Below are 23256 nucleotides of genomic sequence, written 5' to 3'. Positions count from 1 at the left end.
GTCGTCTGAAAAAGCTGACATCGCGTTTTTGACTTTTCAGACGACCTTTTTGTCAGATTCCTTCAGGCGGCGGCAGGAACGGCTCGACTGCGGGAAACAGTTCGCGTTCTTCAAAACGGGCATGGTCGCGCAGGGTAACGGCAAAATCCTTATTCCACTCTTCATTAAGATATTCAGGATTTGCCATCATGCCGCGCAATTTGGCGTGTTCCGCCTCGAAACGCTCACGCATCACAGAGGGGATATTTTGCCAATATGGAGCAAACATGACCTCTTCTTCGGCAAAATGCGGTTCTAATTCAAGGAAATGGGCTTCCAACTCTGTCTGATGGCTTTCAGCAGGCGTACGCAGAAGACGGACACAGAGCGAAAGGGCATGATGGTGTTCGCGGGAAAGTTCGATAAGTGCTGGATGGCGTTTTAACGGCTTCATAATATTTGATTATAATGATAATAAATTATCAATCTACACTGGATTAATTTAAATGTTTCAGATATTATGAAACTTAATCATATATAAAGTCAAACACATAACGGCGACAGTTCTCCACTATGGACACTGCCGCCGTTCCAAAAAATAATATATTCAAACAGAGAAAACCATGTATCTGACGCAACATACGGATTATGGTCTGCGGGTATTGATTTATGCGGCCGTAAACGACGATTCGTTAGTCAATATCGGAACCATTGCCGAAGCCTACAATATTTCCAAAAGTCATCTGATGAAAGTCGTTACCGCGCTTGTCAAAGGCGGATTTCTAACCAGTACAAGAGGGAAAGGAGGCGGACTGCGTCTTGCCGATACTCCCGACAAAATCAACGTTGGCGCAGTCGTGCGCCATCTCGAACCTATGCAGATTGTCGAATGCATGGGTGAAAACAACGAATGCCTGATTACGCCGTCCTGCCGTCTCGCCGGTATTTTGGGCGGAGCGATTAAGGCTTTCTTTGCACATTTGGACGGATTTACTTTGCAAGATTTGCTTAATAAGCCGACTTATGATTTGTTGTATGAACCGAAAATTGAAATCATTGCAGAAAAAGTGAACGGCAAAACAGCATGATTTAACCCGTCAAATAGAGTATGCGAAAGTTTTGATAGGGTCTGTAGGTTAGGTGGTAGTGGAAATTATCAGGCGTATTTTTGTAATCGTAATATGCTTGTATGGGTAAGTTTTATTTTCAGACGACCTATAAATAGGTAAACGAAATAGGTTTGTTTTTCCTGTTCTTGTCAGTTTCTTGTTGATGGGGCTGGAAATAAATCTGAATAAACCCTATGGCAATAATGTTTGTGCCATTTGTTTGACGGGGCGTTACCCCATTGTTGTTATTTTATCTGTACGTTATATTATAAATTTTGAACTTTTTCTGTTAACCGCATTCTAATGCAACCAAATGAGGCATTGTGTCCTCTTTTTCTTTTGTTTTGTTGTGATAATGAATAGCAATATCAAAATATTATGCCGTATGATATTAAGTTGAAGAAATATTCTCAGATGGATATTCACTTTAAAAACAAATGTAAAAATAGGTTGCAAACAAAAATTGTTGCTATTATCATGCGTCGATTATGAATAAAGAACGAATTTCAACTCCAGCAGTCGTCATCTCGGTGGTTTTAATCCACGCGGGTTTGGTCGCGTTGTTATGGCAAGCACACAAGCCGCCTTTGCCGGAAATGATGAATATTGAGTTTGTCGATTTGGCAGATTTGGGCGGTGATGGTGGCGGAGACGGTAGTCCTGAAGGCGAAGGTGCGCCGGCAGCTCCGGAAAAGACGCCTGAGCCTGAAAAACCAAAGCCAAGGCCGAAACCTAAGCCGGTTGAGCCTCCAAAGCCTGTTATCAAGCCGGTGGTGACGAAAAAAGAGGATGCTGATATCCAGCAGCCTAAAGAGAAGCCGAAGCCGGTTGAAAAACCGAAACCCGAACCTAAGCCGGAACCCAAACCTGAGCCTAAACCGGAGCCACGCCCAGAGCCTAAGCCTGAACCTAAAACAGAATCCAAACCTGCGCCTCAAGCCTCGGAATACACCGGTACTAAAACCGGTCCGAATACTGCGGAAAACGGAAAAGGCAGTGGAGAAGGTAAGGCCCTTCACGGTGAGGGTAAAGGAAGTGGTGGCGGTACGAAAGGTACCGGCAGCGGGCGCGGTGAAGGCAGTGGATCAGGCAGTGGCGGTGCCAAAGGTGAACATGGATCAGGTACCGGTAGCGGCGGAGGCGCCGGAGGCGGAGGTGGAAGCGGTGGTCCTCCTGCTATCGTAGATAAAGGTTTCCTCCCTACTCCGGCTTATCCGCCTCTCTCTCTAGAAAACGGAGAGGAAGGGACAGTGCATTTATCTATTCTTGTTCAACCCGGTGGTAAGGTTGTGAAAGTTACCGTAACTAAAAGTAGCGGATTCCAACGTTTAGATAATGCAGCAAGGAAGGCAGCGACTGCCGCCGGCAGCCGATACCCCACAAACCGTTTGACAGAATACCGAGGTAAAATTAATTTCCAACTTCAGTAAATGAACGCGAATTACCTGTATTTTGACAAAAAGAAATTTTTAATTTTATTTTTAATCTGGAAAAATTATGGATTTGAAATTAGTGTTTGAATCAGGCGATTTCGTCCTGATCAGTGTATTCGTACTGATGCTGTTGATGAGCATTGTTACTTGGTGTCTGATTATCCTGCGCACTATCAAACTGAAAAAAGCCAAAAGTGCCAATGCTGAAGTGAAAACGCAAATGCTGAATGCTTTTACGCTGTCGGAAGCGGTACAGAAAGTGAAGAGCATTGATTCACCAATGAGCCGTGTAGCGGACGAATCTTTGCGTGCTTACCAAAGCTATCGTCAAAGCAATGCGAAAACACTTACTACCGAGCTGCCTTTGAATGAATACCTTGTCATTCAAATCCGAAACAGCATGGAGCAAGCTATGCGCCAGTTTGACTACGGTATGACTGCTTTAGCGTCCATTGGTGCAACCGCTCCGTTTATCGGTTTGTTCGGTACGGTTTGGGGAATTTACCATGCTTTAATCAATATCGGTCAAAGTGGGCAAATGAGTATTGCTGCCGTTGCCGGTCCGATTGGTGAGGCGCTGGTATCCACTGCTGCCGGTTTGTTTGTCGCCATTCCTGCTGTTTTGGCGTACAACTTCCTCAATCGCGGTAAGAAAACCCTCTCTCAAGATATGGACGCTTTTGCACACGATTTGCACGTCCGCCTGTTGAATCAAAAGGACTAAATTATGGCATTCGGTTCAATGAATTCCGGCGATGACGCGCCGATGTCGGACATCAACGTTACGCCTTTGGTCGATGTGATGCTGGTGTTGTTGATTGTTTTCATGATCACCATGCCTGTATTGACCCACTCGATTCCTTTGGAATTGCCGACCGCTTCGGAAAAAGCGGCAAAGCAGAAGGAGAAACAGCCTAAAGACCCGCTGCGACTGACGATAGATGCCAACGGCAGCTACTATGTCGGTGGTGATTCTGCTACTAAAGTCGATATTGATACGGTGATTTCACGTTTGAAAACCGAGAAGCAGGAAAATGCGGATACCATCATAGCGATTGCGGCTGATAAAGCAGTCGAGTACGAATACGTCAACAAGGCGCTCGAAGCCGCGCGTGAAGCCGGTATCAGTAAAGTCGGCTTTGTAACTGAAACTAAGGCGCAATAGGATTATCAATATATGATAAAAGGTCGTCTGAAAGGCTAAAGACTTTTCAGACGACCTTTTTATAATGGGTTGCCACTCTTTGCCTTTGCTATAGTGGATTAACTTTAAACCAGTACGGCGTTGCCTCGCCTTGCCGTACTACCTGTACTGTCTGCGGCTTCGTCGCCTTGTCCTGATTTAAATTTAATCCACTATATCTTCCTCAACAAGGTAAGCATTGGGCAGGTGATAGGCTAGGGAAGTGATAAAGGTCGTCTGAATCACTATCAAGCGTTTTCAGACGACCTTTCGTGTTAAATACAACAGGAATAGTACGGATTTGCGTCCCGTCAATACGGAGAATACTACGACCGATTACAATGACTCGGAATTTTACGGATTTTCAATATTTAAGTTGTCGATTTCTTCTTGATACGTAGCGAACCATTCTCCGACGACTTGGTTGACTTCTTCTATGCCTTGCTTTTTAAGGCTGGAGAACAGCTGCACGCTGATGCGCTGACGGGTCATATAGGGTTTGAGCGATTTTTTGACTGCGCCCAAAGTTTTGATTTGATCGTTTTTCGAGAGTTTGTCGGCTTTCGACAACAAAATATGTACAGGGCGGCCGGTGATGTGGAAAAAGTCCAGCATCCGCAAATCCAGCTCTTTTAACGGGTGGCGCACATCCATAATCAACACCAAGCCGATGAGCTGACGTCGTTGTTGGAGATAGTCGCCCAAGAGTTTGACCCAATGCGTACGGATGGCTTCGGGAACTTGTGCATAGCCGTAGCCCGGTAAATCGACCATGAAGCTGCCGTTGCTCAATTCGAAGAAATTGATGTGTTGGGTTCGTCCCGGCGTTTTGGAAACATAGGCGAGCCGGACATGGTTGGTCAGGGTATTAATCGCACTGGATTTGCCTGCGTTACTCCGTCCGACAAATGCGATTTCTGCGGGCGTATCGGGCAGGTCTTTGAGATGGTTGACGGTGGTGAAGAATTTGGCGTTCTGAAAGAGGTTCATCCGTATTTCCTTGTTTCCTAGGATGGAGTGGCGGAATTTGCCGTATCCATGTTGCGAAACATGGTAGTAATTTAATGTAAATCTAGTATAGAATAGCACGTTTATAGAATTATCGGTTTTTATCGGGTAAAATTTATCCGGCGTTTTGAGTATAAAAAAGGCATTGTCGCGGTATGCAATGCTGTAATCAGGAGCACTCCATGAAACGATTGACTTTAGCGGCCTTGGTTTTGGCTGCCGGTGCGGCTGTCGCTGCCCCGAAAGCGGATATTGCAAAAGGCAAAGAAGTGGCTACTACCATTTGTGCGGCATGTCATGCGGCAGACGGTAACAGCGGTATTGCTGCATATCCTAAGCTTGCCGCACAACATACTGGCTATATCTACCGTCAAACCTTGGACATTAAAGAAGGCAAACGTACACACGGCTCTGCCGCTGTGATGAAACCTATGGTGATGAACCTGTCCGAACAAGACATCCTGAATGTGTCCGCATTCTATGCCAAACAGCAGCCTAAACCCGGCGAAGCCAACCCTAAACAAAATGATCCTGTTTTGGGCGGCAAAATCTACCGCGGCGGTTTGGTGGATAAAAAAATCCCTGCATGTATGTCCTGCCATGGTCCTAGCGGCGCAGGTATTCCGGGCGGCGGCACTGAAATCGTCGCTTATCCGCGCTTAGGCGGCCAACATATGGCTTATGTGGTCGATCAAATGAAGGCATATAAAACCGGACAACGCAAAAATGCGATTATGGAAGACATCGCCAAACGCATGACCGAAGAAGAGTTGAATTCAGTTGCCAACTTTATCCAAGGTCTGCATTGATTTCTGCCGGATTTGTACTGTTTGCCCGCTTTTGCGGCGAACATGAATATGAGGTCGTCTGAAAACTCCTGCTCTTCCGGGCTTGGTTGTTTTCAGACGACCTTGTGCGATGGTAGCTGCCGCTTTTAAGGCAATAAGTTTTTTCAAATGGCGGCTCTGGGCTTTTTACTCCATCATATCTGCCTGTCCGCGCCGTTTCCAATGTTTGGGTTCTTCCGAATCCTGACAGTCTTTGTATTCCTTATAGAATCAAACCGCTATGAGCAAATCCTCTTCATCCGTCCCTCTTATCCACAAACCTTGGTTCGCTTTTTTAAGCTCCATGCGTTTTGCCGTTGCCCTGCTCAGCCTTTTGGGCGTCGCTTCGGTTATCGGGACGGTGTTGCAGCAAAACCAGCCGCAGGTCAATTATGTCGTGAAATTCGGTCCGTTTTGGGCGCAGATTTTCAACTTTTTAGGCTTGTACGATGTCTATGCATCCGCTTGGTTTGTGGTCATCATGATGTTTTTGGTGATATCGACCAGCTTGTGCCTGATTCGCAATGTTCCGCCTTTCCTTCGTGAAATCAAATCATTCCGTGAAAACGCCAAAGAAAAATCATTGGCTGCGATGCGCCATTCGACCGTTTTGGAAGGCAAGATGTCGTCTGAAATCGCCCAGCGTTATCTCGAAGTACAAGGTTTCAGCTGCAAAACCGTAACACGCGAAGACGGGTCGGTTTTGGTTGCCGCCAAAAAAGGGGCGATGAACAAGTGGGGTTATATTTTTGCCCATGCCGCGCTGATTGTGATTTGTTTGGGTGGCTTGATAGACAGCAACCTGCTGCTGAAAATCGGCATGCTGACCGGACGCATCGTACCGGACAACCACTCCGTCTATGCCAAAGACTTCAAGCCTGAAAGTATTTTGGGCACATCAAACCTGTCGTTCCGCGGCAATGTGAACATTACCGAAGGGCAAAGTGCGGACGTGGTCTTCCTCAACGCTGACAACGGGATGCTGGTTCAGGATTTGCCGTTTGATGTAAAGCTGAAGAAGTTCCACATCGACTTTTACAATACCGGTATGCCGCGTGATTTTGCCAGCGATTTGGAAATTACCGACAAGGAAAGCGGCAAAAAATCCGAACACACCATCCGCGTCAACCATCCGCTGACGCTGCACGGCATTACCATCTATCAAGCGAGCTTTGCCGACGGCGGCTCCGATTTGAAATTTAAAGCATGGAATTTGGGCAACCCGAGCCGCGAGCCGTTGACACTCAAAGCGACGTCTATGCGCGAATTCCCGCTCGACATCGGCAATACTTCCTACAAGCTGGAGTTTGAGCAATTCACGTCGATGAACGTAGAAGACATGGGCAAGTCGTCTGAAAAAGAGCAAACCCTGCAATCAGCGATTAACGACGTGCGCGCCGTGTCCCAAGAGAACAAAAAATACACCAACATCGGTCCGTCCGTTGTTTACCGAATCCGCGACAAAGCGGGGCAGGCTGTCGAATATAAAAACTACATGCTGCCGGTTAAACAAGAACAGGATTATTTCTTCATTACCGGCACGCGCACAGGTCTGGAACAGCAATACCGTTGGCTGCGCATTCCTGCCGATAGAACATCCAAACCCGATACCTTCATGGCGATGCGCGAACTCTTGAAAGACGAAACCGCACGCAAAACCGTCATCCAAAACGCGACCTTGAACGCACCCGAAAATATCCGCGAGCAATTCACCCTTGCCGCCGAAAACACCTTGGGCATTTTTGCGAAAGGCGGCTATTTGGCGTTGGACGAATTTATCACCAAAAACATCCCCAAAGAGCAGCAGGAAAAAATGCAGGGATATTTTTACGAAATGCTGTTCGGCGTTATGAATGCCGTATTGGAAGAAACCATCCAAAAATACAAGCTGACCGAGTGGCCTCAAGACGAAGCGCGCAACCGCTTCCTACTGCACAGCATGGACGCCTATACCGGTCTGACCGAGTATCCCGCACCCATGCTCCTGCAACTGGATGGCTTTGAAGAAGTCCGCTCTTCCGGCTTGCAAATGACCCGTTCGCCCGGTGCATTTTTAGTCTATTTAGGCTCTGTTTTGCTGGTTCTCGGCACGATATTCATGTTCTACATCCGCGAGAAACGCGCGTGGGTCCTGTTTTCAGACGACCGCATCCGCTTTGCCATGTCTTCCAGCCGCAACGAGCGCGACCTGCAAAAAGAGTTTCCGCAACATACACAAAGCCTGCAACGACTGGCGAAAGATTTGAACCATGACGCATAACCATAACCCCCTACCCGAACACGAGCTGCTGACGCACAAATCGTTCCTCAAGTCCTTGAATACGGTCGACTGCATATTCGCCCTCTTGACCGCAGCCGGCGCATTCTTCGCCCAAACCCGCATCCAGCACACCATGGACATCTACGAAATGGTGATTTTGTGGGCAAGCGCGGGCATTACCGTCTTTTTAGGCTGGTTTTTCAAACCCATGCGCTGGTTTGTACCTTTGTGTGCCGTCCTCGCATACGGCGCAGTCATGCTCTACGATGGCGAAATCAAACACGCCGACGACTTCCTGCTCAAATACTTCCTCAGCAGCCAGTCCGCGATTATGTGGCAATGCGCCTTCATCTTCTTCGCACTTTTTGCCTACATCACCGGCGCCGTGTTGGCACAACGCAAAAATGTCGCCACCAACACCCTGCTCGACATGGGTTCTGTATTCGCTTGGGTATCCGCCGTCGCAGGCTTTACCGGACTTTTAGTGCGCTGGCACGAAAGCTACCTCTTGCGCCCTGACGCAGGACACATCCCCGTTTCCAACCTCTACGAAGTCTTCATCCTCTTCCTCGTCATCACCGCCCTGATGTACCTCTACTACGAAGCCCGTTTCGCCGTACAAAAACTCGGCGGCTTCGTCTTCAGCTTCATGGCGATCGTTGTCGGCTTCGTCCTTTGGTACAGCTTTTCCCGCGAAGCACACACCATCCAACCCCTGATTCCCGCCCTGCAATCATGGTGGATGAAAATCCACGTCCCCGCCAACTTTATCGGCTACGGCGCATTCTGTATCGCCGCCATGCTCGGCATCGCCGAACTTTGGGCATTGAGAACCGAAAACGCCGGCAAAAAATCATGGCTGCCGCATTCGCAAGTCATCGAAGAAGTCATGTATAAAGCCATCGCCATCGGCTTTCTGTTCTTCACCATCGCCACCATCCTCGGCGCACTATGGGCTGCCGATGCATGGGGACGCTACTGGAGCTGGGACCCGAAAGAAACTTGGGCATTCATCGTCTGGCTCAACTACGCCGTCTGGCTGCACCTGCGCCTCGTCGCAGGCTGGCGCGGCAAAATCCTCGCATGGTGGGCAGTCATCGGACTCTTTGTTACCGCCTTCGCCTTCATCGGCGTCAACATGTTCCTGAGCGGCCTGCACTCTTACGGCACCTTGTAAGCGTCAAGGCACAATATCGAAAGGTCGTCTGAAAAGCCCATACGGTTTTCAGACGACCTTTTTTTAAATACGGGTCATGTTTGTATCCCTTCTATCTTGATAGCTTCCGTTTAAAACAAAGGCAGCTCCCACAATAAAGAACGAAGCATCTTCCTTAAACAAAGGTCGTCTGAAAACAGTTTCCCATTTTCAGACGACCTTTTATTTGCATAAATCACTAAAGGCTTAGTAGCGGTATGCAGCCAGTTTGCGCCGTATTTCAGGAATGGCGGCTTTCGCGGCACGTTCTCCCTCGGCAATGGCACGTTGTTTTTGGCTGAAGCCGCCGACCGCGCCTAAGTCCAAGACTTGGGGATGGATGACGACATTTGCTTGGCTCAATTCATGTTGCAGGGCGGATTGCGACATGACATTGATGGATTGGTCGAGGTAGGAGAAAAAGCCTTGTTCGAGGTTTTTAGATGGCCGATCGGAAATATCGACAGCGATGATGAAGTTTGCCCCCTGTTTTTTTGCCGCGCTGACGGGTACGGGCTGGGTCAGTCCGCCGTCAACGTATCGGCGGCCGCCGATCAGGACAGGTTGGAATACGTTGGGGATGGCGGCAGATGCGCGGACTGCCTGTCCGGCATTACCACGGTTGAAGGCGACGGCTTTGGAAGATTCGAAGTCGGTGGCGACGGCGGCGAATTTAATCGGGAAGTCTTGAATCGGGCGGTTGTCGACTTTGCGGTTAATATAGTCTTGCAGTTTTTGCCCTTTGATAAAGCCGCTGGTGGATAGGGTCAGATCGACCAAATCGGTTGAACCGAGAATTTCGGCTTCCAATTCCAAACGGTCGGGACTTGCGCCGGAGGCATACAGGCTGCCGACGATGGCGCCTGCCGACGTACCGGTAACAATTTTGACGGGGATGCCGTTTTGTTTGAGGACTTTGATGATGCCGATATGGGCAAACCCTTTGGATGCGCCGCCGCCGAGTGCTAAGGCAACGACTGCCTGTGGTTTGGGGGGAGGGGTGATTTGGGTGTTGTGCCGCGGCGGGTTGACGGGGGAAGTGTTGCTTGGACATGCGCTGAGGATCAGAACGGAAGAGACGGTCAGCGCGGTACGGAAAACGGAGGAAAAGGGGGATTTCATTTTCAGACGACCTCGGTGTAAGAAGGATGTTTTGTCAGGGTGATAATGGAACATGGTAAATTTTATCTTATCGGTTACGTTAAGATATTATCGTTTGGCATTATCGCACAGCAAGAGGTCGTCTGAAAACGCTTTGTCATTGTTTTTCAGGCTTTTTCAATGCCTTATAGTCTGCCGGTGCAGGAGGGGCGGTTTGCGGCATGATGATGACGGTACTTGAATGGTCGTCCGTCAGCATTTTTGCGGCTTTTTGTACTTCTTTGGCGGTTACGGCCTGTATGCGGCGGCGGATTGCGGCTTCATCGGAATATTTGAACCCGCGCGCTTCCAAACGACCTATCAGCGAAGCTTGTGAAACCATAGAGTCGCGCGCGTAGATTTCGCCCGCCAATGCCTGTGCTTTGATGCGGTCAAGCTCTTCTTTGCTGATGCCGTTGTTGGCGATGTCTTTGATTTCGGACTTCATCTGCGTAAGCAGGTTCTCGGCGGATACGTTTTCAGCAGGCATTCCAAATACGCCGAAAAGCGGCATTTCGCGGCTGAGCAGGTCGTAATGGGCATTCGCGCTTAATGCACTTTGTTTGCCGCGCACGAGGTTTTTGTCCAAACGGCTGGAAGTGTTGCCCGCCAAAACGTCGGTCAGGACATCCAAGGCGTAAGGCAGCTTGTCGTCAAGGCGGGAGAGGGAAGGAACGCACCAGCTGATGGCAGCCAACGGTTGACGGGTAACGGGAGAGGAAGCTTGGGCAAAAGAAGGTGCGCGTTTGACGGGTTCGGCTTTCAGATTGTTCCGCTCAGGCAAAGATTTACGCGGTATTTTGCCGAACAATCCTGCCGCCGTGCGCAGGGTCTGTTTGGCATCGACATCGCCGACGATAACCAAAACGGCATTATTGGGTGCGTAAAATTGTTTGTACCAAGCACGCAAATCGTCGGCACGCAAGGTGTGCAGGTCTTCCATATAGCCGATGACGGAGGCTTTCATGGAGGGCAGGGTAAAGCTGTTCAGGTAGATTTGTTCCCACATTTTCCCGCCGGCATCGTCTTCTGTGCGCTGGCGGCGTTCTTCCCGGATAACGTTCATTTCGTTAGCGAACTCTTTATCGCTGAAATTGAGGTTGTGCATCCGGTCGGCTTCAAGTTTGAGAACTTCGGGTAAGTTGGCAGAGGCGATATTGGCGTAATATACCGTTTCGCTGCGGTTGGTGTAGGCATTGTCGTTGCCGCCCAAACGGGCGATGCGGCTGCTGTATTCGCCTGATGGTACGGAAGGTGTGCCTTTAAACATCATGTGTTCTAATGCGTGGCTCAATCCGCTTTTGCCCGGTTTCTCATCCACGCTGCCGACTTTGTACCAAATTTGAGAAACGGCGACAGGCGCACGTCGGTCTTCTTTGACGATGATTTTCAGACCGTTGGGCAGGGTTTGGGATAAGGTTTGTGCGAAGGTGGCGCAAGAGAGGAGGCAGGCAGATAAAAAAACATAACGGCTCAGCATAATGGCTCCTAATAAATAGTAATGGACAGACTGTAACAAGAAATTTGCCTTCAGGCTATAAAAAAGGTCGTCTGAAAACCCCGATTCAAGGTTTTCAGACGACCTTTCCGCATTCCAAAGTCAAGACAATACAAGCTTATACGATACCTTGCGCCAACATGGCATCGGCGACTTTGACGAAACCGGCGATGTTCGCGCCGTTGACGTAGTTGGTTTTGCCGTTTTCAGTGCCGTATTTCAGGCAGGATTCGTGGATGCTGTGCATGATGTCGAACAGGCGTTGGTCGACTTCTTCGCGGCACCAAGACAGGCGGACGGCGTTTTGGCTCATTTCTAAGCCTGAAGTTGCCACGCCGCCGGCGTTGGAGGCTTTGCCCGGTGCATACAGGATGCCCGCTTTGACGAACTGCTCGACCGCGCCCAAAGTGGAAGGCATGTTCGCACCTTCGGCAACGACGTAGCAGCCGTTTGCCAGCAGGGTTTTGGCGGCTTCTTCGTCCAATTCGTTTTGGGTCGCGCAGGGCAGGGCGACTTCGGCGGCAACGCACCATGGTTTTTGGTTTTCAAAGTATTTCAAACCTTGTTCTTGGGCGTAGGTGGAAACACGTTCGCGGCGGACTTCTTTCAGCTCGATAAGCGCGGCGAGTTGGTCTTCGGTCATGCCGCTGTCGGGGAAGAGGACGAAACCGTTGGAGTCGGAAACGGTCAACACTTTCGCACCCAGTTGGATGGCTTTTTCGGCGGCGTATTGTGCGACGTTGCCGGAGCCGGAAATCAGCACGCGTTTGCCTTCAATCGAATCGCCGCGTGTTTGCAGCATGGATTGGGCGAAATATACGGTGCCGTAGCCGGTCGCTTCCGGACGGATGAGGCTGCCGCCCCATTCAAGGCCTTTGCCGGTCAGGACGGAGGCAAATTCGTTGCGGATTTTTTTGTATTGTCCGAAGAGGAAGCCGATTTCGCGGCCGCCCACGCCGATGTCGCCTGCGGGTACGTCTGTGTTCGGACCGATGTGGCGGTAGAGTTCGTTCATAAAGGCTTGACAGAAGCGCATCACTTCAGCGTCGGATTTGCCTTTGGGATCGAAGTCAGAGCCGCCTTTGCCGCCGCCCATAGGCAGGGTGGTCAGGGCGTTTTTGAATACTTGCTCAAAGGCGAGGAATTTCAATACGCCCAAATCGACGGTCGGGTGAAAGCGCAAGCCGCCTTTGTAAGGGCCGATGGCGGAGTTCATCTGAATGCGGTAGCCGCGGTTGACTTGGACTTGTCCTTTGTCGTCCACCCAAGTGACGCGGAACATAATGACGCGCTCAGGTTCGACGATGCGCTCAAGCAGATTTTGCTGGGTGTATTTCGGGTTTTTCGACAAAAACGGACCCAAACTCATGAATACTTCTTCAACCGCTTGGTGAAACGGCTCTTGATTGGGGTTGCGTTGTTTTAGATTGGCAAACAAGGCATTCAGGTCAGTCATTTGGTGCTCCTTGAGAATCGGATTAAAGAGATAATGAATTTATGGAAAGAAATATAAACCTAATTTTTTTGGCTGCCAAGCGTTTTTGATGAAAATTGTTGACATTATTTTTTTGAGAATTTTATTATTTGGTATATTTTACCAATAAAATGAAAAATTTATTTTTAAAATTCTATTATATTAATATAAATTGAATTTATGTTCTAAGTAGTTAAATTAGAAATTTAGGGTAGGATGGCATAAAAATTTAATCTGGCGCAAATTTTCATGTAAATATGACTAATATTGTCAACAATAGCGCTGATTTTTTGCTTGAAAAAGAAGCTAAGAAAGAAAATAACATGTTGAAAAAATGAATCTTGTTTTAGGTGGAAGAGCGTGTTTGTGGAGCGTTCAATAGCGGTTAACGCAAAGGTCGTCTGAAAACCGGATTTGCCGTTTTCAGACGACCTCTATCATGCAGCTCATCGACAAATTGCTATACAATACGCCCCAAAGCATTCCCAACAATACATATTTTTAAAGGATACCAATGAAAGCCTACCACGACTTAATGCGCCACGTTCTCGAAAACGGCACCGACAAATCCGACCGTACCGGTACAGGCACGCGCTCGGTGTTTGGTTATCAAATGCGCTTCGATTTGAGTCAAGGCTTTCCGCTGCTGACCACCAAAAAGCTGCACTTGCGCTCGATTATTCACGAGCTGCTTTGGTTTCTCAAAGGCGATACCAACATCAAATACTTGAAAGATAACAATGTTTCCATCTGGGACGAATGGGCGGACGAAAACGGCGACTTGGGGCCTGTGTACGGCTACCAATGGCGCAGTTGGCCTGCACCCGACGGCCGCCATATCGACCAAATTGCCAACGTGGTGGAACAAATCAAGAAAAATCCCGATTCCCGCCGCCTGATTGTTTCGGCATGGAATCCCGCGCTGGTAGATGAAATGGCATTGCCGCCTTGCCATGCGCTGTTTCAGTTTTACGTTGCCAACGGCAAATTGTCCTGCCAGCTTTACCAACGCAGCGCGGACATTTTCCTCGGCGTACCGTTCAACATTGCCAGCTACGCGCTGTTGACCATGATGATTGCCCAAGTTTGCGGGTTGGAGGCGGGCGAATTTATCCACACCTTCGGCGATGCGCATCTGTACAGCAACCATTTCGAACAGGCAAAACTGCAATTGAGCCGCGACTTCCGCGCGCTGCCGGTGATGAAAATTAATCCCGAAGTCAAAGACTTGTTTGCATTCAAATTTGAAGATTTCGAGTTGGAAGGCTACGACCCGCATCCGCACATCAAGGCTGCCGTAGCGGTGTAGTTTGGAGAATAGATAAAAGGTCGTCTGAAATTTTTCAGACGACCTTTTGATTACGGTTGGTTTATAGGATGCCGTTGGTGTGCACGTGATCTTCCGTTGCCGGTAAGGTTTTGTGCTGGTAGGAATAGACGGAATCTTGAATAGTGTTGATGTTTTTGCTGACGCTGACCAATACGTCCGACAGGCTGAGGCTGCTGCCTTTGGTATTGACATTATCAAGTGTGTCTCCGTTATGGGTGTTGGAGTTGGAATAAACATCAATATCCGATTCATAACGCAGCCAGGTTTTGTAGATCGGGCCTTTGATGTCGGTTACCAAGGTATTGTTTGCCATATTTAAATTAGCATTAACCTTGCCGTCGCCTGTGCTGCGGACTTCAACGATGCTGTTATCCAGGCGTCCGTGCAGCGACAGGGTATTGTTGGTAACGTTATATTCCTTGGCATTTGTACGCATAAACGCAAATTCGGCATAACCACCGGATTCTTCACGAACGGTAACGGCGTTGTTGTTCAGCGTAACCGAACCATGCATCGGTACGTCGGAGTGGTGTTCTTCAATATAGAAAGGAACGGCTCCGTTCTTTATTTTGCCAATATCGGCAACATTATCACTGATGTTGATGGTGCTGGTGCCGATACCTTTTTCCTTGATTTGAGGTGCGTAGGTATCATTGATAACCGCCATCAGATATTTGGTCGATTCGCCGCTGATTTTGTTACCGGTAATATTTAGTGTGTAATCCATTTTTTGTTCATGGTTACGGAACTCGATACCGTAGGTTTGAATATTGTCTTTGTAGACCTCCAAGTTATTGATTGTGTTGTTGCTGATGTCAAAATAGCCTTTATCTTTACTGTGTAAATCGCGGCGTTGCGTATTGGTCTGTACTTGGATACCGGAATACATATGGTAGTCGTATCCCGGAGTGTCATCGACAGCAAGACGGAAAGAAGTGTCCTGTGTAATGACATTACCGGATATTTTGACGTTGTCCAGTGAGAATTGGCGGTTATAGACCGCAATACCGTACAGGCGGTCGCCATTTAGCGTGTTGTTCTCAATTAAGACGTCTGTGCCGTCATGCACGTCCAGACCTTTCCGGTAGTTGTGGTCGGTCGTATTTTTGCGGTAGGTGATGCCGTAATTGTAGCTACCTGCAGCGGCGGCGATGCCGTAGCCTGTGCCGCCATCATCTTGGTGTCCGTTCCAGGACAAGAGGTTGCCTTCTCCGAGGAAATTCTTTTGATAGGAAACCAGTGCGCCGGCAACGCGGTTGTGGTGCAGGTTGGAGTCAACGATACGGTTATTTTCACCCAAAGGCAGTGAATCGTATTTGTCGTCGATGGAGCCGTTGGCAACACGGTCTTTATAAGACAGTTTGTAACCTGCTTCGCGCATGAGTGCAGCGGTAGAGGTAAAGGTTACACCTGCACGGTTTGCACCGGATACTTCCACTTTGCTGATCAGAGTGTTGTCTGCATCGTTGACTAAAATGCCGTTTACTTTACCGAAATAGCTTAAACCTTTGCGGTAGAAGTCGGCGTTGGTGTATCGAACGGATAGGTCGGCAATCGTTTTGCCATTTTGCCCATCTACCAAGATGCCTGCAAAAGCCCGAACATCATCGTGGTTGGTGTTGGAATTGAATACGCCGACTTGAGCTTTGTCAAAGTTGATTTGGGTTTTGCCCATGCCGGCACCGAAGATGCCTTTAACGCCGGAGGTATTATTGTCGATAACGATTTGGTCAGAAATGTAATAAGTGCCGTCCATAAACAGCATGGCTTTTTCTTTATGGGCAGCTTCGAGCGCGGCCTTGATAGCAGCCAGGCTGTCTTTTTTACCTGTCGGATCTGCGCCAAAATCATTTACATTAATGTAACGGCCATATTGTTTGGACTCATATACTTTATAGTCGCCGGATTCTGATTGTTTGCCTTCTGCAGGATTATGGATGTGGGCAGTCGCAGTCGTTCCTTTTTCAGCAGCAGGTTGCGTAGGAGAAACGCTTTTGTTGTTTTGGTGCTGTGCTGCATTATTGTTGTCATCAGAAAGCTCGGTTACTTTATCTGCATGAGGTTTATCGGAGGAAAGATTGCCTGTTTTGGAGACTTTATTTTTTACAGGGCTGCCCGTTTCTTCATCGGATGAAGAATGATTGCCGGATTTATTTTCCGAATGTTTGATTTGTTCGGCACGTTTTTTCTCTGCTAATTCAGCTTTTACAGCCGCATCGGCCGCCTTACGTGCTGCTTCTGCTTTTTCGCGGGCAGTGATGATGGCTGCTTTACGATCAAATTCATGTTTTTGCTCCAACGCTATGCGGTCGGCTTCCGCTTTCTCTCTGGCTGCTTTACGCTCGGCTTCCGCTTTTTCTTGTGCAGCTTTTTTTGCTTCGAGGGCTTTTTTCTCAGCTGCTGCCATTGCGGCTTTATGCAAGGCATAGGCTTTTTCCTGGGCGGCTTTTTTGGCTGCAGCGGCTTTTTCTTGGGCGGCTGCCATAGCGGCTTTATGTGCAGCTTGAGCTCTTTCTTGGGCAGCCTTTTTTTCGGCAGCTGCTTTGGCTTGCGCAGCAGCCATGGCGGCTTTATGTGCAGCTTCTGCTTTTTCTTGAGCGGCTTTTTTTTCGGCAGCAATTTTGGCTTGAGCGGCAGCTACAGAAGCTTTATGTGCGGCTTCAGCTCTCTCCTGGGCGGCTTTTTTGTCAGCCGCGGCTTTTGCCTGGGCAAGCAGCTTGGCTTCGAAAGGGGTCAGTTTGGCTTTATTCGCAGTAAGCTTGGTTGGTTGCGTATTTTGCCTTCCTGTAATATTAGTTGTGCCGTGAGTTTGCTTAGGCAGTGCGCTGGCGATATTTATTGCACCCATTGAGTGTTCGAAAATCAAGGCGTTAAGCGTAGAAGATTTCCCTTGGCCTTGACTCTCCGGGTTTGATTTATTTGGAGAAGTGTGGATATTGGTTTGTCCGTGATTAGCGAGTGCAGACAGAGTTTGTTTTGACATAATTTGTATTCCCATGAGTGAATTTTACGAGTCTAAGCCCGTAGCAATGTAATGTTATGGTATTCCATGTACCAAATAGACAAAGTCTCCAGCAAGAGCAAATATTCTACCTTCAGTGAATTTGGAGGAAGAAGCCTATTGAAATTTAGGTTATTGGCTTTAACTGGGCGGTCTGTATCTAATTGATTTTCTAATTGCGTTGTGCTGCATTAGAAAATAAGGAAACCTTTTTATGGTTCGGACTATGGCTGTTTCGATTGTGTTTTGCATATCTTGACGGCCGGCGTCCCTTATCATTTCGTTCATTTACGCTATCTGTACAGTATTTTAGGATTTTTAGGCAAATTAACCTAAATTAGGTAAGATTGCGTTACTAATTATTAGTTCACTGTTACTCAAACAAATATTCCCTTTTGTCTTTGAGTAGCTTGCTAATATTCGAAATGGATAATTAAAAACAATTCTAGCATAATGGAAATAAAAATGATGTGTTCATAAAAGAGTAATTGGGCAGGTAATGTAATATATTGAAAATATTAACAATAATATTTAGTGAGTAAGAAAAAAAATAGATTTTTTTGGAAAATACTGTTGTTTTTTGTACCGCTTGGTAAAATAAAAGACCGTTTGTTTTCAAAAAAAGGTCGTCTGAAACTTTTCAGACGACCTTTTTGTTGGTTTGGTTTACACCTCGATTTTATTGGGTGTGAAGGTTTCCCATTTGTTGCAGGCGGGGCAGTGCCAGAAAAAGACTTGGGATTTGAAGTGGCAGTTGCGGCAACGATACATGACGCTGCGTTGAAGTTGGCGACCGATGACGGAGCGCATCATGTCGGCATCGGCTTTCCACGCGGGATTCATGGTGCTGATTTTCAAACCCAGCAGGCGGTACACGCCGTTGAGGTCGGGTTTTTGGCGCACGAGTTCGACGGCAAGTTGGGCGGCTTCGCTTTCGCCTTTGAGCAGCAGGGCTTTTTCGTAGATGACGTTGATGAGGTCTAAATCGGGGAAGGTCTGCATATAGCCGATAAGCCGGTTCAGTCCTTCTTCCTGTTTGCCTTGGGCGGCATAGGCTTCGTAGAGTTTTTCGCCGACCATGCTCAGGTAGGCATGGTTTTGTTGCTCGATGGCGCCGTATGCCTCGACAGCGGCGGGGAAATTGCCCTGTTTGGTTTCGATGTCGCCCAAAATCATGTTGGCGCGGGCGCATTTTTTGTTGGCGTCCAAGGCTTTTTGGACGTTGTAACGGGCGGCATCAAGATTGGATTTGAACAGCGCGGTTTGGGCAAGTTCGCAATAAAACTGTGCAATTTCAAATTGGTAGGTTTGCTCGTCGTGGCTGAGGAGTTGCGCGGTTTCGATGGCTTTTTCCCAGTCGCGGTCTTGCTGGTAGATGCTGAGCAGGTGCTGACGGGCTTCGCGCGCCATGTTGCCTTCCTGCAAGCCGATGAAGATTTGTTCAGCGCGGTCAACCAAACCTGCGCTTTGGTAGTTTTGTGCAAGTTCGAACAATACCCGCGCGCGTTTTTCGTTGACGGTATCGGGCGAGTCGAGCAGGGCTTGGTGCATATTGATGGCTTTGTCGTTTTCGCCGCGCTGACGGTAGAGTTTGCCCAAGGTCAGGTTGAGGTCGTAAGACTGCGGCTGCTGGTCGATGACTTCCGCCAGTTCACGGGCGGCGCGTCCGCTGTTGCGGTCAACCAATGCGTCCAGACTTTTGTAAAAGCCGGCAGGCACGCTTTTCGCCTGTTTCAACACGGTTTTCATGTCAATGCGGGCGGCAAACCAGCCCATGGCAAAGAAGACAGGCAAAAGGGTAATGGGCAGCAGGATGACCCACAATTCATTGTCCATGTGATTCCTTCTTTAAGGCTTGGGCGTTTGTACGGGTTGGTTGGCGGGGACGGTGGTTTGCGGTGCAGGTTGTTGCGGTACGGGGGCGACGAGGTCTTTTTCGCTCAAATGCGCGTGTTTTTTGACTTCGGCACGCAGGCGGTTGTTTTCGCTGCGCAGTGCCAAAAGTCTGCCAAACAGGGCAAACATGCCGAACACGATACCGATAACAAACGCACCGAAGAGGACGACAATTAGCGGTAAGTCGGCTTTTTGACCGGGCAGATAGTGGAAGGCGACGCTGTCGGTATTGATGACGGCGAGCAGTAAAAACAATAATAAAATGATGACTTTAATAATGGTGTAAATCAGTTTCATGGATGTCTCCGGCGGAATGCCTGTCGGAAAGTTTTGAAAAGGTCGTCTGAAAATTCAGTAAGGCGGTGGATAGGGATTACGTTTCCGAATCCGTTTGCCGCAGATGCGGCTTAGTTTAAACGATTTGGATTGTTTCGGATAGGATGTGCGGCAGTTTTCAGACGACCTCAGGCTTCATTATATATATGTAGTAAACATTAGGCATGATTGCTGACAATTTGTATGCATATCGGAATAGATGCTTTCCCGTATTTCGTTATCAGGCAAGGGCTTGTGCGGAAGCTGATTTTGAAACGGGTATTCGGACTTGTCAAAACCATCCGTACAGGCGTATCTTTCAACTTTTAATATCTAAACAGAACCAAACAGAATAAGAAAGGCAATCACCATGAGCAGACCTGTACCCGCCGTATTCGGTAGCGTCTTCCACGCCCAAATGCCCGTTATCGCCTATAAGGACGGCAAATGGCAGCCGACCGAATGGCAAAATTCCTCAGACCTCACCCTCGCGCCCGGCGCACATGCCCTTCATTACGGCAGCGAATGCTTTGAAGGCTTGAAAGCCTTCCGTCAGGCAAACGGCAAAATCGTCTTGTTCCGCCCGACGGCAAACATCGCCCGTATGCAGCAAAGCGCAGACATTTTGCACCTGCTGCGCCCTGAAACCGAAGCCTATTTAAATGCCCTGATCGAATTGGTCAAACGCGCCGCCGACGAAATTCCCGACGCGCCTGCCGCACTCTATCTGCGCCCGACGCTCATCGGTACCGACCCCGTTATCGGCAAAGCCGGTTCGCCGTCTGAAACCGCGCTGCTCTATATCCTCGCGTCTCCGGTTGGCGACTATTTCAAAGCCGGTTCGCCCGTGAAAATTTTGGTTGAAACCGAACACATCCGCTGCGCACCGCACATGGGCCGCGTCAAATGCGGCGGCAACTACGCCTCCGCCATGCCTTGGGTACTGAAAGCAAAAGCCGAACACGGTGCAAACCAAGTCCTGTTCTGCCCGAACGGCGACGTACAGGAAACCGGCGCGTCCAACTTTATCTTGATTAAAGGCAACGAAATCATCACCAAACCGTTGACCGACGAATTCCTCCACGGCGTAACCCGTGATTCCGTGCTGACCGTCGCTAAAGACTTAGGCTACACCGTCAGCGAACGCAATTTCACCGTGGACGAACTCGAAGCCGCAGTCGAAGAGGGCGCGGAAGCGATTCTGACCGGTACAGCCGCCGTTATCTCGCCCGTTACTTCTTTCGTTATCGACGGCAAAGAAATCGAAGTGAAGAGCCAAGAACGCGGCTACGCTTTACGCAAAGCCTTGACCGACATCCAATACGGTTTGGCAGAAGACAAACATGGCTGGTTGGTTGAAGTGTGCTGATTTGATTTTGTATTGATGTAATCGGTAGAAAGGTCGTCTGAAAAGGATAAAATGTTTTTCAGACGACCTTTTTTTATGGTTAGTGGAAATAGAAAAATTCCTGCCAGCCATTATTTTTTTATCAGAGAAGTATGGCAGGTACAATGCTTTAATATTTTGGATTTCTGATGGCGGGGGTCGTCTGAACATACTGTTCGGATGATGGATTAATTTTAATCGGAAAGGTGTTTTTCTTGCCTTGCATCCATCATTGCAAAAGGGATAACGTTACATGGAAGAACCGCAAATACACCTACGACGCGATAAGCAGATTAGGCTGCATGACAAGCGGCGGCATGCCCCACCGTTTTGGCAGGCAGACAGGCCGTATCTGCACGAACACCATATTTCCGATGCGCGCTTCCGCAGGCTCGGCTATATCATGGCGATGTTGGCGGGTGCGATCAATGCGGGCGGTTTCTTTGCGTTTTCACGCTATACGTCGCACGTTACCGGCTCGATGTCGCTGCTGGCGGACGCTGTGTATCTGCGTGAATGGATAACGGCGGCGGTGGCTTTAATCAGCGTGTTGTGTTTTGTGGTCGGTGCGGCGCATTCGGGCTGGGTGGTTTTGTGGACGCAACAGAAGCGGTTTCGCGGCAGCTTTGGGTTTTCCATGTGGCTGGAAGCGGTTTATCTGCTGATATTCGGCTTGTTCGGACTGACGACTTCACAATGGAACATTGGAAGCGGGAATATGGTTTTCCCGTCTTTGGCTTTGTTTTTATTGTGTTTCATCATGGGAATGCACAATACGGTGATGACGCTTTTGTCCGGCGGCGCTATCCGTTCGACACACATGACCGGCACGGCGACCGACTTGGGCATCGAGCTTTCTCGTGCGCTGTATTATTCGAAAAAACATCATCCGCGCCTGCCGCATGTGCATGTGAACAAACCGAAGATGTGGCTGTTGAACGGTTTGATGTGGGCATTTCTACTGGGCGGCGTCGTGGGTGCTTGGGGCTACCACAAAATCGGACACCATTTCGCGCTGCCGGTATCGGCAATCTTGTTCATCTTGGGCGCGGGGTCTGTGGGCTATGATGTAAAAGTGCGCATGAAATTTGCGCTGGCGGGATGGTATCGGCGGCATCGTGCGAAACAGCGTTAAGGAAAGTGTTGTCGCAGTAAATCCGTATGCTGCCATAGTCAAATTATCGGCTTTCAGTGAACCAAACCGCTTTTCTTTTACCCAATCAAATAGACAGTCCTGCGTGATGACCTATCCAGCCCAATCCAATCTATTGTTTGGAATAAAAATACCTCATTCAAGTTATCCATTGCGTTATCCCTGAAACGCGCGGGCAATTTTGGATGAACGGAGATTGGATTAAGGACAATATGAATCATGGCGGGAGCCATCTCTTCTTCCAACTGATTTTCAGACGACCCCTGCATCGTCGAAAGGACATCTCAATGAAACTCTTGAAATCCCTGACCGTTGCCGCATTGGCAATTCCTTTGGCTCTGACCGGCTGCGTGACCGACCCTGTAAGCGGACAACGCAACACCAGCAAAACCGCCATGTACGGCTTGGGCGGCGCGGCAGTGTGCGGCATCGTCGGCGCACTGACCCACGGCGGCAAAGGCGCGCGCAATTCCGCGTTGGCGTGTGGCGCGATTGGTGCGGGCGTCGGCGGCTACATGGACTATCAAGAGAAAAAACTGCGCGAAAACCTGAAAAACACCAATATCGAAGTGGAACGCCAAGGCAACCAAATCAAGCTGGTCATGCCTGAAAACGTTACCTTCGCCACCGGCAGCGCGGCATTGAGCAATCACGCGCGCAACGCTTTGGCGACTGCCTCCGAAACGCTGGTTCAATACCCCGACACGACTTTGACGATTAACGGCCATACCGACAACACCGGTAACGATGCCATCAACGAGCCGCTGTCCCGCAACCGCGCGCTTGCTGTTGCCGACTACCTGCAATCACGCGGCGTGAACGGCTCGCGCCTGACCACCGCCGGCTACGGTTCACGCCATCCTATCGCGTCTAACGCGACTGCCGAAGGCCGCGCCCAAAACCGCCGCGTCGAGATTTTGATCAATCCCGACCAAAACGCCATCAAAGCGGCGCAACAACAAATGTAAGCTATCCGTCTGAGGATAAAGTTTAAAGGTCGGCGGATTCGCATTTGAAGTGCAACTTTCCATAACAGAAAAAGGCCGGTATGCGGTAGCATACGGCCTC

The 23256-nt window shown here is 49.0% G+C and carries 19 protein-coding genes; 11 read left to right on the top strand and 8 right to left on the bottom strand.

The features are described 5' to 3' along the window. Window positions 1–52: 52 nt before the first annotated feature. Window positions 53–433, bottom strand: coding sequence for a hemerythrin domain-containing protein (locus tag NSCA4_RS0107845; protein ID WP_029609648.1), 381 nt, complete (start codon window positions 431–433; stop codon window positions 53–55). A gap of 169 nt (window positions 434–602) precedes the next feature. Here NSCA4_RS0107845 and NSCA4_RS0107840 point away from each other — a divergent pair, with 169 nt between their 5' ends. From NSCA4_RS0107840 to NSCA4_RS0107825, 4 genes are all read left to right on the top strand, one after another. Further along, window positions 603–1067 carry an RrF2 family transcriptional regulator gene (locus NSCA4_RS0107840; RefSeq protein WP_003744407.1) on the top strand — a complete coding sequence of 155 codons (465 nt, stop codon included), beginning with the start codon at window positions 603–605 and terminating at the stop codon, window positions 1065–1067. A gap of 509 nt (window positions 1068–1576) precedes the next feature. After that, window positions 1577–2518: a TonB family protein gene (locus tag NSCA4_RS0107835; protein ID WP_016687615.1), complete on the top strand. Its 942-nt coding sequence runs from the start codon at window positions 1577–1579 to the stop codon at window positions 2516–2518. A gap of 67 nt (window positions 2519–2585) precedes the next feature. Beyond that, window positions 2586–3245 (top strand): MotA/TolQ/ExbB proton channel family protein, encoded by a 660-nt coding sequence (locus tag NSCA4_RS0107830; protein WP_003744404.1) that lies wholly within the window; start codon window positions 2586–2588, stop codon window positions 3243–3245. 3 nt (window positions 3246–3248) lie between these two features. Next, on the top strand, window positions 3249–3686 hold the full coding sequence (locus NSCA4_RS0107825) for an ExbD/TolR family protein (protein WP_003744403.1): 438 nt from the start codon (window positions 3249–3251) through the stop codon (window positions 3684–3686). Window positions 3687–4058: 372 nt separating this feature from the next. On the opposite strand, the gene yihA is transcribed toward NSCA4_RS0107825, so the two are convergent. Continuing rightward, window positions 4059–4694, bottom strand: coding sequence for a ribosome biogenesis GTP-binding protein YihA/YsxC (yihA, locus tag NSCA4_RS0107820; RefSeq protein WP_016687614.1), 636 nt, complete (start codon window positions 4692–4694; stop codon window positions 4059–4061). A 200-nt stretch (window positions 4695–4894) separates the two neighbouring features. Here yihA and NSCA4_RS0107815 point away from each other — a divergent pair, with 200 nt between their 5' ends. The 3 genes from NSCA4_RS0107815 (at window position 4895) to ccsB (ending at window position 8976) form a co-directional block, all read left to right on the top strand. Further along, the gene (locus NSCA4_RS0107815; protein ID WP_016687613.1) at window positions 4895–5521 is read left to right on the top strand and encodes a c-type cytochrome; all 627 of its coding nucleotides are present in this window, start codon (window positions 4895–4897) and stop codon (window positions 5519–5521) included. Window positions 5522–5843: 322 nt separating this feature from the next. Further along, window positions 5844–7799 (top strand): cytochrome c biogenesis protein ResB, encoded by a 1956-nt coding sequence (locus tag NSCA4_RS0107810; RefSeq protein ID WP_036538279.1) that lies wholly within the window; start codon window positions 5844–5846, stop codon window positions 7797–7799. After that, window positions 7789–8976: a c-type cytochrome biogenesis protein CcsB gene (gene ccsB / locus NSCA4_RS0107805; RefSeq protein WP_016687611.1), complete on the top strand. Its 1188-nt coding sequence runs from the start codon at window positions 7789–7791 to the stop codon at window positions 8974–8976. The genes NSCA4_RS0107810 and ccsB overlap by 11 nt, the downstream gene beginning before the upstream one ends. Before the next feature lie 225 nt (window positions 8977–9201). On the opposite strand, the gene NSCA4_RS0107800 is transcribed toward ccsB, so the two are convergent. The 3 genes from NSCA4_RS0107800 to gdhA form a co-directional block, all read right to left on the bottom strand. Beyond that, window positions 9202–10116 (bottom strand): patatin-like phospholipase family protein, encoded by a 915-nt coding sequence (locus NSCA4_RS0107800; RefSeq protein WP_016687610.1) that lies wholly within the window; start codon window positions 10114–10116, stop codon window positions 9202–9204. 136 nt (window positions 10117–10252) lie between these two features. After that, window positions 10253–11614, bottom strand: a complete 1362-nt coding sequence (locus NSCA4_RS0107795) for a M16 family metallopeptidase (protein ID WP_016687609.1) — start codon at window positions 11612–11614, stop codon at window positions 10253–10255. Window positions 11615–11750: 136 nt separating this feature from the next. Next, on the bottom strand, window positions 11751–13088 hold the full coding sequence (gdhA, locus tag NSCA4_RS0107790; protein WP_016687608.1) for an NADP-specific glutamate dehydrogenase: 1338 nt from the start codon (window positions 13086–13088) through the stop codon (window positions 11751–11753). A 532-nt stretch (window positions 13089–13620) separates the two neighbouring features. Between gdhA and NSCA4_RS0107785 the strand changes: the two genes are divergently transcribed. Beyond that, the gene (locus NSCA4_RS0107785; RefSeq protein WP_016687607.1) at window positions 13621–14415 is read left to right on the top strand and encodes a thymidylate synthase; all 795 of its coding nucleotides are present in this window, start codon (window positions 13621–13623) and stop codon (window positions 14413–14415) included. 61 nt (window positions 14416–14476) lie between these two features. Here the strand turns inward: NSCA4_RS0107785 and NSCA4_RS0107780 are convergent, their stop codons facing one another. From NSCA4_RS0107780 to NSCA4_RS0107770, 3 genes are all read right to left on the bottom strand, one after another. Further along, a complete protein-coding gene (locus NSCA4_RS0107780; RefSeq protein WP_016687606.1) occupies window positions 14477–17284 on the bottom strand; it encodes a right-handed parallel beta-helix repeat-containing protein in 2808 nt (935 codons plus the stop codon). A gap of 819 nt (window positions 17285–18103) precedes the next feature. After that, the gene (gene lapB, locus NSCA4_RS0107775) at window positions 18104–19273 is read right to left on the bottom strand and encodes a lipopolysaccharide assembly protein LapB (RefSeq protein WP_016687605.1); all 1170 of its coding nucleotides are present in this window, start codon (window positions 19271–19273) and stop codon (window positions 18104–18106) included. Between the two features lie 12 nt (window positions 19274–19285). Next, on the bottom strand, window positions 19286–19630 hold the full coding sequence (locus NSCA4_RS0107770; RefSeq protein WP_016687604.1) for a LapA family protein: 345 nt from the start codon (window positions 19628–19630) through the stop codon (window positions 19286–19288). A gap of 388 nt (window positions 19631–20018) precedes the next feature. On the opposite strand from NSCA4_RS0107770, the gene ilvE reads away from it, so the two are divergent. The 3 genes from ilvE to NSCA4_RS16210 all read left to right on the top strand — a co-directional run bounded on the left by ilvE (window position 20019) and on the right by NSCA4_RS16210 (window position 23156). Beyond that, window positions 20019–21017 (top strand): branched-chain-amino-acid transaminase, encoded by a 999-nt coding sequence (gene ilvE, locus NSCA4_RS0107765; protein WP_016687603.1) that lies wholly within the window; start codon window positions 20019–20021, stop codon window positions 21015–21017. A gap of 271 nt (window positions 21018–21288) precedes the next feature. Beyond that, a complete protein-coding gene (locus tag NSCA4_RS0107760) occupies window positions 21289–22170 on the top strand; it encodes a YoaK family protein (RefSeq protein WP_016687602.1) in 882 nt (293 codons plus the stop codon). Between the two features lie 305 nt (window positions 22171–22475). Then, window positions 22476–23156, top strand: a complete 681-nt coding sequence (locus tag NSCA4_RS16210; RefSeq protein WP_016687600.1) for a YiaD family glycine zipper/OmpA-like lipoprotein — start codon at window positions 22476–22478, stop codon at window positions 23154–23156. Window positions 23157–23256: the final 100 nt, after the last annotated feature.

Origin of the sequence: Neisseria sicca 4320 (assembly GCF_000193735.1) — a bacterium.
Lineage (GTDB): Bacteria > Pseudomonadota > Gammaproteobacteria > Burkholderiales > Neisseriaceae > Neisseria > Neisseria sicca_E.
Note: the sequence above shows the minus strand (reverse complement) of the source record. Positions and strands in the feature narration are given on the sequence as shown.